This window comes from Shimia sp. (assembly GCF_022448905.1).
Taxonomy (GTDB): Bacteria; Pseudomonadota; Alphaproteobacteria; order Rhodobacterales; family Rhodobacteraceae; genus Shimia.
Map to the genome: position 1 here is coordinate 164,435 of NZ_JAKVCW010000007.1, position 14,052 is coordinate 178,486.

A 14,052-nucleotide genomic window follows, 5' to 3' on the forward strand; every position below is an offset into this window, starting at 1 on the left:
CATGACCGATCGCCTGCCCCCACTCACCGCGCTGCGTGCCTTTGATGCCGCGCAACGCCATATGTCGTTTGCCAAAGCCGCCGATGAGCTGCACGTCACGCCCGCCGCGCTCAGCTATCAGATCAAATCACTTGAAGAGCACCTCGGCGCGCCGCTGTTCCACCGCCTGAACCGCGCCGTGGCCCTGACCGAGATCGGCGAAACACTTGCCCCCGGCATTCAGGAAGGTTTCCAAACCTTGTCCTCTGCCTGGCGCGCCGCCCAACGCCAGATGGATGACGCCACCCTCATGGTGACCGCAGGCCCGGCTTTCACCGCCAAGTGGTTTGCGCCTCGGTTTTACGAATTTGCCCGCGCCCACCCGGAAATCGACCTGCGTTTCTCCGCCACCCTGCGCAACCTCGACTTCAACCGCGACGAGGTCGATGTGGCCATCCGCTTTGGCCTGCTGAAAGACGAACCCGGCCTTTGGACCTACCCGATGGCGCGCGAATGGGTCACCCCGGTTATGACACCTGAAATGGCCGAACGTTTCCCCACGCCGGAAAGCCTGAAATCCGCCACGCTGATCCACGACGAATCCATCGACTTCCTGCGCCCCCGCGCGGACTGGGCCGCCTGGTGTCGCCTGATGCAGCTTAACATCGACACCTCTCATGGTCCCCGCTTCACCGGCGCGGATCACAGCATCGACGCCGCCCTGGCTGGCGCCGGCATCGCTCTTGGGCGCCGCGCTCTGGTGGTCAAAGACATCCACGAAGGCCGCCTTGTCGCGCCTTACAAACACGCCATCTGGCTGCAGGCCCGCTTTCGCTTCCTCTGCCGCGAAGGCACCCAGGACCGCCCCCACATCGCCGCGCTGCGCGAATGGATGATGGCAGAGATAGACAAAACCGCCGAAGTGACCGAGAACTTGATCATCACGCCGATCGAGGAGATTCCCCCCGCATGACCCGCGCCAAAGCGACCGCAGTTGGCTTCATCGCCGTGCTGCTCTGGGCTTTGCTCGCCCTCTTCACGGTTGGCAGCGCCCCAACGCCGCCGCTTATGCTCAATGCACTGTGTTTCACCATTGGCGGCACGCTGGGGGTCGTCTGGGCCATTGCCACTGGCGAGTGGCGCGCCCTGCGCAGCATCCCCCTCAAGGTCTACCTCTTTGGCAGCCTCAGCCTGTTTGGCTACCACGCGCTTTACTTCTCCGCCCTACGCCTCGCACCCGCGGCCGAAGCCGGACTGATCGCTTACCTATGGCCCCTTCTGATTGTATTGATGTCCGGCCTGCTGCCCGGTGAACGCCTGCGCGCCGGCCACCTGTTTGGCGCTTGCCTTGGTTTCTTGGGCGCAGCGCTGATCATCGGCGGCGGCGGCCTCGGCTTCAACCCGACCCACCTGCCCGGCTATGGCCTCGCCCTTGCCTGCGCTTTCACGTGGTCCAGCTATTCGGTGCTCTCCCGTCGCCTCGGCGACATCCCCACAGTGTCCGTGGTGGTCTTCTGCCTCGCCACCGCCGTGCTCTCCACGCTGCTGCACATTGCGCTGGAGGATACCGTCTGGCCCGCCGACATGCTCACCTGGGTGTCAGTCTTTGCCCTCGGCCTCGGCCCTGTTGGACTGGCGTTCTATGTCTGGGATGTGGGGGTGAAACGTGGCGACATCCAGCTCTTGGGCACCGCCTCATATGCGGCTCCGCTGCTGTCGACTTTGGCTCTGGTGGGGGCTGGGTTTGCCGAGCCCACGATACACCTGGGCGCGGCGGCTTTGCTGATCACTGGCGGCGCGGTCCTCGCCACGCGCGCCAGCTTGAAATCTGGCTAGCGCTTACGCGGATAATCGCGTGATTTCTTCTTTGAGGCGGAGTTTCTGTTTCTTGAGTTCAGCGACGTCAAGATCACTGCTGCCGGGGGCGCGTTGCTCTTGTTCGACTTGCTCAGAGAGGGCTTCGTGTTTGCGTTTCAGCTCTTCGAGGTGTGCGCTTACGCTCATCATGTTCTCCTATGCAAACAATATGTAGTGAAACCAGTGCAGCACAGTTTTTGCCGCAAGTCACGCGCCACTTGTGACATATTCTTAACACTGGAGAATTTCCGCCGACGCTGTCGTAAAACAGTCGTAATACCGACGCGATACCGACGTGGTTTTTTGCCGAATCGGACAGCCTTACTGACCCGAGCGTTGCGTTAACGTTTTAAGGGAAAAGCAGCGCCGCCCCGTCTCGCAAAACCGCGCTGATTTGGGCTGTGTAGCTCTCCCCATCTTGGGTGTGTTTGTCACCCTCATGCAGGCGCACAGGCGCATGCAGACGAAACGCGGCCCGCCCGCCTTTCACCCCGCGCACCAGCACCAGATTGGCGTCCCGTCCGGCCCGCGCCTGCAATGGCAATACCTGCAGCGAACCAAGCACATCCTGCATGCCCGAAAGCAAATCCGGCAGCCGCTCCGCACGATGCACAAAGGTCGCTGTGCCTTTTGGTGCAAGGCGCTTGGCTGCCACCTCAATCCAAACTCGCAACGGCGTGTCTTCCCCCATCGCCACATCGCGTCCCGCGTCCTGCGCTGCCGTGCTGGCGGTGCGATCAAAATACGGTGGATTGGCCAGAACATGGTCAAACTGCATTTGCCGCAATTCTAGTGGCAAAGCCGCCAAATCTGCTTCCCAGATGGTTGCATCCGCCCCGTTGTCCTTGGCATTGCGCTGCGCCAAAGCTGCGTATTCCGGCTGCAACTCGACCGCATGCACCGTCAGATCCGGCACCCGCGCCGCCAGGCACAAAAACGCCGCCCCGGCCCCGCTGCCCAGTTCCAAAACCTGCTGCCCAGGCTTTGCCGGGATCGTTGCGGCCAACAAAACTGGATCAACCCCAGCGCGATATCCGTCCTTGGGTTGCCATAAGGTCACGCGTCCGCTCAAAAAATCGTTCTGCGTCAGCGCCGCACTCACAAGGACCGCCCCAATGCAATCTCGTTATCCAGCATAACCCGTTCAGCTTGCTGCAAATCTTGGCTCCGCACCATCAACCGGCGCGGCAGTATGCCAATGCTGCCCTCCAGGACGCTCATGTTTACGTCCATTTCAAAGCAGTCTATACCCTCTCCCTGAAGCAGGGCGGTGGCGAAGGCGATGGTGGTCGGATCTGTGCTACGCAAAAGCTCTTTCATAATAACGATCTAAGGTTAGGGAGCGGCCAATGTCGACCCCTCGCGACAGGAAGTCCAAAATGAGTCTCGATCACGCTGCCAGCAAGCCGCATGAAGCCCTCGCAGTTCTGCTGCGCGATGATATGGAAGCGGTGAACACGCTGATCGAAGAGCGTATGGCCTCCAAACACGCCCCACGCATTCCCGAAGTCACCGCACATCTGGTTGGCGCTGGCGGCAAACGTCTGCGCCCGATGCTGACTTTGGCCGCGGCAAAACTCTGCGGCTACGACGGCCCCTACCATGTGCATCTGGCCGCAACGGTCGAGTTCATTCACACCGCAACCCTGCTGCACGATGATGTGGTCGACGAAAGTGAACAGCGCCGTGGCCGTCCGACAGCCAACCTGCTCTGGGACAACAAAAGTTCGGTTCTGGTGGGGGATTACCTGTTTTCGCGCAGCTTCCAGCTGATGACCGAAACCAACAACATCGACGTGTTGCGCATCCTGTCCAATGCCTCCGCCACCATTGCGGAAGGCGAAGTGTTGCAGCTCACCGCCGCCACAGACCTCTCCACCAACGAAGATATTTACCTGCAGGTGGTACGAGGAAAGACCGCCGCGCTGTTTTCTGCCGCCACCGAAGTCGGCGGCGTGATTGCGGGCGCGTCTGCGGAGGATGTGCAGGCCCTGTTTGACTACGGCGACGCCCTCGGCATCGCCTTCCAAATCGCGGATGACCTGCTCGACTACCAGGGCGACTCAGCCCAGACCGGCAAGAACGTGGGCGACGATTTCCGCGAAAGAAAGTTAACGCTGCCTGTGATCAAAGCTGTTGCACAAGCCAGCGACGAGGAGCGCAGCTTCTGGGAACGCACAATTGAAAAAGGCCGCCAAGAAGACGGCGACCTAGATCATGCGTTGGCCCTGATGGACAAATACAACACTTTGAATCGCACCCGCGACGACGCATTGGCTTGGGCAGAAAAAGCCAAGGACGCGGTGAAAAAACTTCCGGACCACGAAATCCGGGGACTGTTGTCAGACATCGCCGACTACGTTGTCGCCCGCCTGAACTAAACAAACCGCGCCGCCAGTTTTCAACTGGCGGCGCAAAGGCTTTAATTACCGTCTTTGGCCGCCAAAGGCTCCGCGCCTTCCTCTTCCAGTACGACGTCCAAACCAACTTCAAGCTTGCGGCGAATACGATCTGGCTTGGCTTCTTCAGCCGTTTCCTCGTCCACAAAGCTCAACGCTCGCCGCCACTGAAACTGCGCCTCAAGCTTGCGACCAACCGCCCAATATACGTCGCCTAAGTGATCCGTTACGACTGGATCAACAGGCATCAATTCCGTCGCGCGTTCCATATGCCCAACGGCTTCTTCATAACGGCCAAGACGGAACAAAACCCAACCAAGACTGTCCACGATATAGCCGCTGTCCGGGCGAGCGGCGACGGCGCGCTCGATCATATCCAGCGCCTCATCAAGCTTGATCTGCTTCTCTACCAAGGAATAGCCAAGGTAGTTCAACACCTGCGGCTGCTCGGGGTTTAGCTCCAGCGCTTTTCGAAAATCTGCCTCGGCAGCCTCCCAGTTGTCGAGCCGCTCATGACTGATCGCGCGGGCGTAAAACAAGAACCACTGCCGCATCTCCAGCGTGTCATAGAGGCTGATAGCGGTGTCATAAGACGCAATCGCCCCTTCAAAGTCTTTCTCCTGCCGACGCAGATCCCCGAGCGCGGTGTGCACGTAAGGCAAGTCCGGTTGGCTTCGCGTCAGCGATTCCAGAACCTCCATCGCCGCCTCGATTTTGCCAGCTTCACGCAGGGCTTCTGCACGACCAAGCTCCGCCGCATGAAAAGACGGATCATCGGCAGACACTTTCTGATAGGTCTGTGATGCCAACTCATATCGGCCAAGCGTTTCCAGCAATTCCGCCGTTAGCAACAGAGCTTCTGTGTGGTCCGGCCGCAGAAACTCCGCCAAACGCGCATAGAGCAAGGTGTAATCCGCATTGGCTTCATTTCGCAGCGCATTGGCGATCGAGAAGTACACTTCCGCAATCCCATCAGCTGCCGAGCCAACATGCGTGAATGGCAACACCTCGCCCGCCTCAAGACGCTCGCGCAGCATGCGCAGTTCCGGATCAAGGTCTGCCCCAAAGGCAGTGTCCAGACGCTGGATAGCCTCTTCATTGCGCTCTAGTTGAGACAGAATCTCCACTTCGCTCACAACCCCACGGCGGGTCGACTGCATGCCATTCATGGCACCTTCGAGGAAAATCGCATGTGCTCCCTCAAAGTCCCCTACAGATGCCAGAGCCAAAGCTTTGTGATAGGCCGCAAAGCCTCCAAGTCCTTGCTCCTTAGACACTTCGTCAAAAGCGGCGAGGGCTTCGGACATTGCCCCGCGGCCAATCTGCGCCCAGGCTTTCATCAGTCCGTCCACTAGGGGGCCAACCCCTGCACTTTCCAAACGCGCGGCCAGCTCGGCATAGTTTTCGTCCTCAACCAAGCCTGCGGTGATCGCCATCTCCGCTAGTTGGCTTTGATGCCCATCCGAATCCATCTTCCGCGCGATCGGCATCGCGCGATCGATCTGGCCAAGAGACAAAAACGCCAACACTGCGTTTTCCTGCAACAACGGGTTGCTCGGATCTTTGGTCAATGCGTCACTGTAATAGCGCGCTGCTTCGGCATAATCCGAGCCATAGCTCGCCTGTCGCGCAGCCAAGTAGGCCCCGGCCATGCTGTCCGCATGAACCGGCAAAGACGTGGTTGCCAATAGCGCGGTGATCGCCACTGTTTTTAGAAATTGACCGGCCACGTGAGACTCCCATGCACTGACTTTCCAGCAAAGGTAGTCGGGGGGCTGCCAACACGCAATGGGGCGACCCGTTGGCCGCCCCATGTTTTGGTAAAATTTCCGCGTGTTAGATCACATGTTCGGGTAGTTAGGCCCATCGCCACCTTGTGGCGTAACCCACGTGATGTTCTGGCTTGGATCTTTAATGTCGCACGTTTTGCAGTGTACACAGTTCTGGAAGTTCACAACAAAGCGAGGGTCTTTACCCTCCTCTTCGACCACTTCGTATACACCAGCGGGGCAATAGCGCTGTGCAGGCTCCGCAAACTTCGGCAGGTTCACCGAAACCGGCACACCGCCGTCGGCGAGACGCAGGTGACACGGCTGACTTTCTTCGTGGTTGGTCATCGAGAAGCTGACGTTTGTCAGGCGGTCAAAGGACAGCTTGCCGTCTGGCTTCGGGTATTCAATCGGCTTGTGTTTGCTGGCTTCCTCGGTCGCGTCGGCATCATTTTTGCCATGCTTGACGGTACCAAAAAGAGAGAAACCAAATGTGTTGGTCCACATGTCCAAGCCGCCAAGCATCAAGGAAGCTGTCAGACCCCATTTGGACCAGATCGGCTTCACATTGCGCACCTTCTTCAGGTCCTTGCCAATCGCACCGCTGCGCACCTCGGTTTCATATGCGGTAAGCTCGTCGCCAGAACGCTCAGCCTTGATCGCATCAAACGCTGCTTCAGCGGCCGCTTTCCCGGAAAGCATCGCATTGTGGTTGCCTTTGATACGCGGCACGTTGACCATACCCACGGAACAGCCCAGGAGCGCCACACCAGGCGCCACCATTTTCGGCATGGATTGATAGCCACCTTCCGAGATTGCCCGCGCGCCGTACGCAACCCGCTTGCCGCCCTCCAACAGCTCGGCAACCTTTGGGTGGTGCTTGAAGCGCTGGAACTCCATGTAAGGGAAGAGGTGTGGGTTCTTGTAGTTCAGGTGCACCACAAAGCCGACATACACTTGGTTATTTTCCAGGTGATAGATGAAGGACCCGCCGCCCGCGTTCTTACCCAGCGGCCAGCCCATCGTGTGGGTCACTTCGCCGAGATTGTGCTTGGCAGGGTCGATCTCCCAGATCTCCTTCATGCCAACGCCAAACTTTTGCGGTTCTTTGCCGTCCTGAAGATTGTATTTCGCAATCACCTCTTTGGCGAGGGACCCACGTACGCCTTCAGACAGGAACACGTATTTGCCGTGCAGTTCCATTCCTGGCTCGGTGTTTGGTCCGTAAGATCCATCTTCTTCCAAACCAAAGACACCGGCGACCACGCCTTTGACTTCACCATTGTCGCCATAAACCAGCTCAGAGCAGGCCATACCTGGGAAGATTTCAACTCCAAGCTCTTCCGCCTGCTCCGCCATCCAGCGGCAGACGTTGCCCATGGACACAATGTAGTTGCCGTGGTTGTTCATCAGCGGCGGCATCGGGAAGTTTGGCACGCGAATTTCGCCCGCCTCGCCCAGCATATAGAAATTATCTTCCTTCACCGGCGTGTTCAGCGGCGCGCCTTTGGCCTTCCAGTCAGGAATCAGCGCGTCCAAACCACAAGGGTCCAGAACAGCACCTGAAAGAATGTGCGCACCCACCTCGGACCCTTTTTCCAAGACCACAACATCAAGGTCCGCGTCCAATTGCTTCAGACGGATCGCTGCCGATAGGCCAGCAGGACCTGCACCAACGATGACAACGTCATACTCCATGGCTTCGCGTTCGATTTCCGACATTGGCTTCCCCTTTCGGATCGCTGGGTAATAATCTTTCGCACCTGCTAGCCCGACTATAATCAATACGTCAATCGGAACCCCACGACATTTCGCCTCATTTGCGTAATTTTGCGGCGGCACAACGTATTTCTACTTGCATTGTTTCCCCCTCTTGCATTTGAAAGAGGTCTCAGGGCACTCTGCCGTGCTAGTACATAAAACATACTCGCCGCCCGGCCTTTTAGGCGGCCAAAGACCAACGGGACCGCACCCATGGAAAAAATACCAATGACCCGCGCCGGGCACTCGGCGCTCGAAGCGGAATTGAAGCAGTTGAAAACGGTGGAACGCCCCGCGATCATCGAGGCGATTGCCTCTGCGCGCGAGCTAGGCGACCTGAAAGAAAACGCAGAATACCATTCTGCACGTGAAAAACAGGGGTTCATCGAAGGGCGTGTAAAGGAACTGGAAGCGGTGATTGGCCTGGCGGAAGTTATTGATCCAGCGTCCCTCTCCGGTGCTATTAAGTTTGGCGCAACCGTCACATTGGTGGACGAAGACACCGACGAAGAAAAGACCTGGCAGATTGTCGGCGAACATGAAGCCAATGTCGAAAAAGGCCTGCTCAACATCAAATCGCCCATCGCACGTGCTTTGATTGGCAAAGAAGAAGGCGACAGCGTCGAAGTCCGCACGCCGGGCGGCGAGAAAAGTTACGAAGTTCTCAGTATTTCTTATCAGTGAACCAGATAGTTAAGATGCGGCCCCGCATGACAGACGACACCGATTCCCAGCCAACGCCGCTGGGCATCTATGACAAACCAAACGGCCCCAAAGTCACTTCAATCGAGTTGATTGCGGTGGGCCTAAGCTTTGTTTGGCTGGTGGGGTCTGTGGTGTTTTTCCTGGTGCTGGAGCACAATCCGGTTGATGGCAGCAGCGGCCTGCAGTTCCTCATGACGCTATTGGCAGTCTTCATGCCGGTTGCGATGATCTGGGTGGCGGCCACAGCTGCGCGGTCTTCCCGCGTTATGCGCGAAGAGAGCGCCCGCTTGCAGGCGGCGATCGACGCCATGCGCCGCACTTATGTCAATCAGGCTCAGGGCGTGCAGGCACAGCAAGGCGTGGAGCCTTCGGTCGCGAAGAAGCTCGACGAGATTGCGGCGGCGACGCGGAAAACGGAAACTGCGCTGGCGACTTTTTCGTCGAGCCGCGAACGTGATGATGGCATCCGCAAATCACAGGAAGCCGAGCCTGTGAAGGACGACCAGGCGGATCAGGGCACCCTGGCCTTGGGAACACCTGCTGAAGAACTGTCCCCGCCTCTGCCCCGTTCAGATTTCATCCAAGCCCTGAACTTCCCGGAAAACGCCGATGATGCCGAAGGCTTTGCCGCGTTACGCAAAGCGCTGCGGGACCGTCAAGCGGCCCAACTGATTCAAGCCAGCCAGGATGTTCTGACGCTACTGAGTCAGGACGGCATCTACATGGACGACCTGCGCCCAGACTTAGCACGCCCGGAAATCTGGCGCCGGTTTGCAAGTGGCGAACGTGGGAAGCCAATTGCGGCCTTGGGCGGTGTGCGTGACCGCAGTTCGCTGGCGCTGGCTGCAGGTCGCATGAAACAAGACCCGATCTTCCGCGACGCCGCGCATCACTTCTTGCGCCGTTTTGATAAGTGCTTTGTGGAGTTTGAAGAAACCGCATCAGACGCGGACATTGCGGCCCTCTCGGAAACCCGCACCGCCCGCGCCTTTATGCTGCTAGGCCGCGTGGCCGGGATCTTCGACTAAAAAAGGCGCTCCATCGAGCGCCTTTTTCACATCTACAGCCCAAACGCGGAGTAAGGGTAGTAAAGCACCTCCGTGCCCTCCTCTACGTCCATGGCGTCGTCTGGTAGCTCCACCAACCCTTCAGCCCAGCTCAACCCACTGATCCGCCCGGAACCTTCGGATTTGAACACCTCCGCCCGCCCGTCCCGCAAGCGCGCGCGCAGATATTCGCGCCGCCCAGCTTTCTTGGACTTTGCAAAAGCCGCGGGTACCCGTTGCGCCACCGGTTCCTGCCATCCGGCACCGCCCAAAGCGTCCATAGCGGGTTTGGCGAAAATCAACGTGCAAACCTTTGCCGCCACAGGGTTGCCCGGCAAGCCAAACACAGGCGTGCCAGCCCACATCCCCAGAGCCAATGGACGGCCCGGTTTGATTGCCAGCCGCCACAGCGTCATGGAACCGGTTTCATTGAGCAAGGCGGACATGTGGTCCTCATCGCCCGCAGAGGCACCGCCGGAAGTCAGGATCATATCCGCAGAACTTGCAGCTTCATCCAAGAAACTTTTTAAGGCGTCACGATCATCCGGCGCGCGGCCCATGTCTATGGGCTCAAAACCAAATTGGGCGATCATAGCAAGCAGCATGGGGCGGTTCGCGTCAAAAATCTGATCTGGCCGCGCGTCCTGACCTGGCTCCGCCAACTCGTCTCCGGTGGAAACCACCGCCACACGCAAGCGCTTGAACACCAACAGCTGTGACACGCCTGTTGCGGCCGCCAAGGCCAGATCGGCAGGCGTAATGCGCTGGCCTTTGGCGAGGATGACACCGCCGACGGCTACGTCCTCCCCTGCCTTTCGGGTATTGCTGCCTTTTTTGAGCGGACCGTGAAAGGCAATTGCCGTGCCATCGGTGGTCACGTCTTCTTGCAGGATCACAGTGTCCACGCCTTCAGGCACGGTGGCCCCTGTGAGGATGCGTACAGCGTGAGCGGAAGGCAGTTCTCCTTCAAACGGGTCACCCGCAGCTGATCGACCTGCCACCAATGGCAGCGTTTGCGGCCCTTCAATGATATCGGCATGATGCAGCCCGTAGCCATCCACCGCAGAGTTCGGCTGTGGCGGATTGGACCGCCGCGCGACAACATCCTCTGCCACGATCCGGCCCAAGGCTGCAAACAGCGGGACCGTTTCCGTGTCAACACATACATGAAGTCGTTCCTTTAGAAGCGTCAGGGCTTCAGACACAGGCGTCCAATGCGTGTCCGCGGGCAAAGAAAAACAATCGTTTTTCAGAGGCGGCGGCACCAGTTCATTTTGCTTGGACATATGGGCCTCCTAACCGGCGGGTGACGCGCTCATCCCCAAGTCAGACAGAATAAAATCAGCAATTGCCTTTGTATCGTTCAAGTCAAATACCGGTTTGTCGTTTTCCAGCGCCACGTCGCTGGCAATTGCGCGAATGGTCGGATCTTCCGGCGAAATCAGCGCGTTGCCGGTCTCCTGACGATGCGCTTCGACCTTGGGGTGGGCATCCCGTTTATAGCCTTCCACCAGCACCAGATCGACATCTGAGAGCTTGGTGAGCAGGTCCTCAAGCGTTGGCTCATCTTCATCGCGCAACTCATGCATCAACGCCCAGCGGCTTTTGGACGCCAACAAGACCTCCCGCGCCCCAGCCACCCGATGGCGGTGGCTGTCCTTACCCGGGTGATCCACGTCAAAGCTGTGATGCGCATGTTTGACTGTGGACACACTAAAGCCGCGCCCCGTGATTTCGGTCACCAAACGTTCCATCAACCCGGTTTTGCCCGAATTTTTCCACCCGACAACGCCATAGATTTGCATTGTTATTCCATCTCTCCAGCAATCCGGCGCGCCTCTTCAAGATCTTCCGGTGTATTCACATTAAAGAAAGGGTCTATCCCGCTTTGCACAAAGGCGGCTTGACCTGCATCATGTTTGTCCGTCCAGATCACAACTTTTCTCAAGCCTGCTTCCAAGGCTGCCCTCAAGTCCTCCCGCAGAGCCACGGGCCAGAGCCCAAAGGTCGGCTGTCGCCAGAGTTTGCCGCCCGGCTTTCCCGAAGCGGCCAAGGCGAGCGGATGCGGTCTGGCTTCAGAAGCCAGCAAGAGTTGTGGCACCAAATCACAGGGGAAGAATGGCGTGTCGGCTGCGGCCGTCACAATCGCATCCGCCCCCTGCTCTGCCGCCCAGTCCAGACCGGCCAACACACCAGCCAAAGGCCCAGGAAACTCCGCCAGAGAGTCCGGAATTACAGGTAGTTCCAGATCCGCAAACCGCGCTGGGTCGCCATTGGCGTTGAGCGCCATGCCAGCCACCTGTGGCTCCAAACGGTCGATCACGTGCTGCAAAATGGTATTGCCACCTAAGGCCAAGCGGCCCTTATCGCCACCGCCCATGCGGGTGGCCTGGCCTCCCGCCAAAATCACGCCAAGGGGTTGTTTCATCGACCATATCCCCCTTTACGCGCGTGCTTTTTGCCCTCGTCCGGCACACTGGCTGGATCAACATCGCGCAGCAAGCGCTCCTCGCCACTGAGGCAGACAAAACGCTGGCCTCGCATCCGGCCAATTACGGTAAGCCCCACTTGGCGCGCGATCTCCACGCCCCAAGCGGTGAACCCGGAACGAGATGCAAGAACGGGAATGCCCATCAAGGCGCATTTGATCACCATCTCGGACGTGAGCCGACCGGTGGTGTAGAGCATCTTATCCGCCGCTACTTCTCCGTGCTGAAACATCCACCCAGAGATTTTGTCGACCGCATTATGCCGGCCAACGTCCTCCATATAGACCAACGGCCGCGCGCCTTGGCAGAGCACAGTGCCATGAATGGCACCGGCCTCCAGATACAGCGACGGCGTGCGATTGATGGTATTGGCGAGCGCATAGAGGTCGCTGGTTTTGACCTGCGTCTGAGGCAGCTCTACCCCTTCCAAGCCTTCCATCATGTCGCCAAAAACGGTGCCCACGGCACAGCCCGATGTACGGGTCTTTTTCTTGAGTTTCTCTTCGTGATTGGTCTCTGTTTCGGTGCGCACGACAACCACTTCGAGCTCTTCATCATAGTCCACCCGCGTGACAACATCACCGTCGCGCAACATGCCCTGATTGCGCAGAAAACCAACCGCCAGATACTCCGGATAGTCGCCAATGGTCATGGCTGTCACGATTTCCTGGCTGTTGAGGTAAATCGTCAGAGGCCGTTCTTCTACAACGGAAATTTCGGTTTCCTGCCCAAGGTGATCCACGCCAGTGACGGCGCGGGTCAAGCGTGGCGCTTTGGGATCAGGGGCAATCAGATATTGTGCCAAGTCCGGCGCGTCTGCCATGGGTGTCCTCCGTTGATTAGTGGGCAAACTAGTGATGATTTTTTTGTATTGCCACCATCAAAAACTTTGCTGCGACCTTGCGTTCACAACGCTTGCGCAGCCGTGGCCAACTCGCTACCCCGACTAAGGTACATTTCAGCGAGGCTTTTATGGCGTCATATTGGGATAGATCCATCTTCTGGCGCGGCTTCCGGGATGGGTTGCCGTTTGTGCTGGTGGTCGGGCCGTTTGGCATGTTGTTTGGCGTTGTGGCCACCGAGGCAGGACTGCCTTTGGTGCAGGTCATGAGCTTTTCGATTGTGGTGATCGCAGGTGCCGCGCAGTTCACAGCGCTGCAGTTGATGGCGGACAATGCGCCAACCATTGTGGTGATCGCCTCAGCACTGGCAGTGAACCTGCGGATGGCGATGTACTCGGCCTCTATGACGCCGCACCTTGGGCCGTTGCCAGTGTGGCGGCGGGCGTTAGTAGCTTATAGTCTGGTAGATCAAAGCTATGCGCTTTCGGTCATGGAATATGAGAAGCGTCCGGAGATGACGCTGGCGCAAAAAACCTCTTATTTTGCAGGGGTTATCGCGCCGGTTCTGCCAAATTGGTACCTTGCAACGCTGGTAGGTGCTTTAGTGGGACAGTCCATTCCAGACAGCTTTGCGCTCGATTTTGCGGTGCCCATCACCTTCCTTGCGATGATTGGTCCAATGCTGCGCACCAAGGCGCATGTTGCGGCGGCAGTGGTCTCGGTCATCTGCGCGCTGCTCTTCGCCTTCCTGCCCTGGAACCTGGGCCTGATCGCGGCAGGGATTGCAGGTATGATGACTGGGGCCTTTGTGGAATTGCGCACCGAAAACAAGGACATGGCATGAGTGAGAGCACAACCGTCTGGGTGATCATTGTCGCCATGGGGATGGGCAGCTTTGGGTTGCGCTTCCTGTTTTTGGGCGTGATCGGCGACCGGGAATTGCCTGAGTGGGTGCTGCGCCATTTGCGCTATACGGCTGTGGCTGTACTGCCAGGGCTGGTGGCACCACTTGTGCTGTGGCCTGCGGCAACGGAAGGGCAACCGGACCCAGCGCGGCTGGCGGCGGCGGCAGTGACGCTTGGCGTGGGCTATGCCACTAAGAACGTTTTGGCGGCGATTTTCAGCGGCGCGGCGGCGTTGTTTCTGGGGCTGTATTTCCTCTAAAATCCACGTCGGTATTGCGTCGGTATCACGGCTGTTTTGCG

General features: G+C 58.4%; 16 protein-coding genes. 7 read left to right on the forward strand and 9 right to left on the reverse strand.

Going from position 1 to position 14,052, the window contains the following annotated elements; all coding sequences use genetic code 11:
* Position 1 precedes the first annotated feature (1 nt).
* Positions 2-952 (forward strand): transcriptional regulator GcvA, encoded by a 951-nt coding sequence (gene gcvA, locus MK208_RS10570; protein WP_294116461.1) that lies wholly within the window; start codon positions 2-4, stop codon positions 950-952.
* Positions 949-1,815, forward strand: a complete 867-nt coding sequence (locus MK208_RS10575; RefSeq protein ID WP_294116462.1) for an EamA family transporter — start codon at positions 949-951, stop codon at positions 1,813-1,815. The genes gcvA and MK208_RS10575 overlap by 4 nt, the downstream gene beginning before the upstream one ends.
* A 3-nt stretch (positions 1,816-1,818) precedes the next feature.
* Here MK208_RS10575 and MK208_RS10580 read toward each other — a convergent pair whose 3' ends face one another.
* From MK208_RS10580 to MK208_RS10590, 3 genes are all read right to left on the reverse strand, one after another.
* Complete coding sequence (locus tag MK208_RS10580; protein ID WP_294116464.1) at positions 1,819-1,983, reverse strand: DUF465 domain-containing protein; 165 nt, start codon at positions 1,981-1,983, stop codon at positions 1,819-1,821.
* 202 nt (positions 1,984-2,185) lie between these two features.
* Positions 2,186-2,896, reverse strand: coding sequence for a methyltransferase (locus MK208_RS10585; protein WP_294116465.1), 711 nt, complete (start codon positions 2,894-2,896; stop codon positions 2,186-2,188).
* 38 nt (positions 2,897-2,934) lie between these two features.
* Entirely contained in the window at positions 2,935-3,156 is a 222-nt protein-coding gene (locus MK208_RS10590) for a DUF2007 domain-containing protein (protein ID WP_294116466.1), read from the reverse strand.
* 59 nt (positions 3,157-3,215) lie between these two features.
* Here MK208_RS10590 and MK208_RS10595 point away from each other — a divergent pair, with 59 nt between their 5' ends.
* Positions 3,216-4,217, forward strand: coding sequence for a polyprenyl synthetase family protein (locus MK208_RS10595; RefSeq protein WP_294116467.1), 1,002 nt, complete (start codon positions 3,216-3,218; stop codon positions 4,215-4,217).
* A gap of 41 nt (positions 4,218-4,258) precedes the next feature.
* Here MK208_RS10595 and MK208_RS10600 read toward each other — a convergent pair whose 3' ends face one another.
* Positions 4,259-5,965 (reverse strand): tetratricopeptide repeat protein, encoded by a 1,707-nt coding sequence (locus MK208_RS10600; RefSeq protein ID WP_294116468.1) that lies wholly within the window; start codon positions 5,963-5,965, stop codon positions 4,259-4,261.
* A gap of 111 nt (positions 5,966-6,076) precedes the next feature.
* Positions 6,077-7,726 (reverse strand): electron transfer flavoprotein-ubiquinone oxidoreductase, encoded by a 1,650-nt coding sequence (locus tag MK208_RS10605; RefSeq protein ID WP_294116469.1) that lies wholly within the window; start codon positions 7,724-7,726, stop codon positions 6,077-6,079.
* A gap of 252 nt (positions 7,727-7,978) precedes the next feature.
* On the opposite strand from MK208_RS10605, the gene greA reads away from it, so the two are divergent.
* Together greA and MK208_RS10615 are read left to right on the forward strand one after the other, a co-directional pair.
* Positions 7,979-8,449 (forward strand): transcription elongation factor GreA, encoded by a 471-nt coding sequence (gene greA, locus MK208_RS10610; protein ID WP_294116471.1) that lies wholly within the window; start codon positions 7,979-7,981, stop codon positions 8,447-8,449.
* Positions 8,450-8,475: 26 nt separating this feature from the next.
* Positions 8,476-9,498 carry a hypothetical protein gene (locus MK208_RS10615; protein WP_294116473.1) on the forward strand — a complete coding sequence of 341 codons (1,023 nt, stop codon included), beginning with the start codon at positions 8,476-8,478 and terminating at the stop codon, positions 9,496-9,498.
* Positions 9,499-9,530: 32 nt separating this feature from the next.
* Here the strand turns inward: MK208_RS10615 and glp are convergent, their stop codons facing one another.
* Genes glp through MK208_RS10635 form a run of 4 tightly spaced genes read right to left on the reverse strand, consistent with a single transcriptional unit; the run spans position 9,531 to position 12,828 of the window.
* Entirely contained in the window at positions 9,531-10,802 is a 1,272-nt protein-coding gene (gene glp, locus MK208_RS10620; protein WP_294116474.1) for a gephyrin-like molybdotransferase Glp, read from the reverse strand.
* Positions 10,803-10,811: 9 nt separating this feature from the next.
* Positions 10,812-11,321 carry a molybdopterin-guanine dinucleotide biosynthesis protein B gene (gene mobB / locus MK208_RS10625; RefSeq protein ID WP_294116475.1) on the reverse strand — a complete coding sequence of 170 codons (510 nt, stop codon included), beginning with the start codon at positions 11,319-11,321 and terminating at the stop codon, positions 10,812-10,814.
* A 2-nt stretch (positions 11,322-11,323) separates the two neighbouring features.
* Positions 11,324-11,944 (reverse strand): molybdenum cofactor guanylyltransferase MobA, encoded by a 621-nt coding sequence (gene mobA, locus MK208_RS10630; RefSeq protein ID WP_294116476.1) that lies wholly within the window; start codon positions 11,942-11,944, stop codon positions 11,324-11,326.
* Positions 11,941-12,828 carry a formate dehydrogenase accessory sulfurtransferase FdhD gene (locus MK208_RS10635; protein ID WP_294116478.1) on the reverse strand — a complete coding sequence of 296 codons (888 nt, stop codon included), beginning with the start codon at positions 12,826-12,828 and terminating at the stop codon, positions 11,941-11,943. The genes mobA and MK208_RS10635 overlap by 4 nt, the downstream gene beginning before the upstream one ends.
* A gap of 149 nt (positions 12,829-12,977) precedes the next feature.
* Here MK208_RS10635 and MK208_RS10640 point away from each other — a divergent pair, with 149 nt between their 5' ends.
* A complete protein-coding gene (locus tag MK208_RS10640; protein WP_294116479.1) occupies positions 12,978-13,691 on the forward strand; it encodes an AzlC family ABC transporter permease in 714 nt (237 codons plus the stop codon).
* Complete coding sequence (locus tag MK208_RS10645; protein ID WP_294116481.1) at positions 13,688-14,011, forward strand: AzlD domain-containing protein; 324 nt, start codon at positions 13,688-13,690, stop codon at positions 14,009-14,011. Before MK208_RS10640 ends, MK208_RS10645 begins: the two co-directional genes overlap by 4 nt.
* The last annotated feature ends 41 nt before the right edge of the window (positions 14,012-14,052 follow it).

What these genes read in the sequence shown, in the direction of transcription:
- gcvA (WP_294116461.1), top strand. Translation starts at nt 2, where the DNA reads ATGACCGATCGCCTGCCCCCACTCACCGCGCTGCGTGCCTTTGATGCC.
- MK208_RS10575 (WP_294116462.1), top strand. Translation starts at nt 949, where the DNA reads ATGACCCGCGCCAAAGCGACCGCAGTTGGCTTCATCGCCGTGCTGCTC.
- MK208_RS10580 (WP_294116464.1), bottom strand. Translation starts at nt 1,983, where the DNA reads ATGAGCGTAAGCGCACACCTCGAAGAGCTGAAACGCAAACACGAAGCC.
- MK208_RS10590 (WP_294116466.1), bottom strand. Translation starts at nt 3,156, where the DNA reads ATGAAAGAGCTTTTGCGTAGCACAGATCCGACCACCATCGCCTTCGCC.
- MK208_RS10595 (WP_294116467.1), top strand. Translation starts at nt 3,216, where the DNA reads ATGAGTCTCGATCACGCTGCCAGCAAGCCGCATGAAGCCCTCGCAGTT.
- MK208_RS10605 (WP_294116469.1), bottom strand. Translation starts at nt 7,726, where the DNA reads ATGTCGGAAATCGAACGCGAAGCCATGGAGTATGACGTTGTCATCGTT.
- greA (WP_294116471.1), top strand. Translation starts at nt 7,979, where the DNA reads ATGGAAAAAATACCAATGACCCGCGCCGGGCACTCGGCGCTCGAAGCG.
- MK208_RS10615 (WP_294116473.1), top strand. Translation starts at nt 8,476, where the DNA reads ATGACAGACGACACCGATTCCCAGCCAACGCCGCTGGGCATCTATGAC.
- glp (WP_294116474.1), bottom strand. Translation starts at nt 10,802, where the DNA reads ATGTCCAAGCAAAATGAACTGGTGCCGCCGCCTCTGAAAAACGATTGT.
- mobB (WP_294116475.1), bottom strand. Translation starts at nt 11,321, where the DNA reads ATGCAAATCTATGGCGTTGTCGGGTGGAAAAATTCGGGCAAAACCGGG.
- mobA (WP_294116476.1), bottom strand. Translation starts at nt 11,944, where the DNA reads ATGAAACAACCCCTTGGCGTGATTTTGGCGGGAGGCCAGGCCACCCGC.
- MK208_RS10635 (WP_294116478.1), bottom strand. Translation starts at nt 12,828, where the DNA reads ATGGCAGACGCGCCGGACTTGGCACAATATCTGATTGCCCCTGATCCC.
- MK208_RS10640 (WP_294116479.1), top strand. Translation starts at nt 12,978, where the DNA reads ATGGCGTCATATTGGGATAGATCCATCTTCTGGCGCGGCTTCCGGGAT.
- MK208_RS10645 (WP_294116481.1), top strand. Translation starts at nt 13,688, where the DNA reads ATGAGTGAGAGCACAACCGTCTGGGTGATCATTGTCGCCATGGGGATG.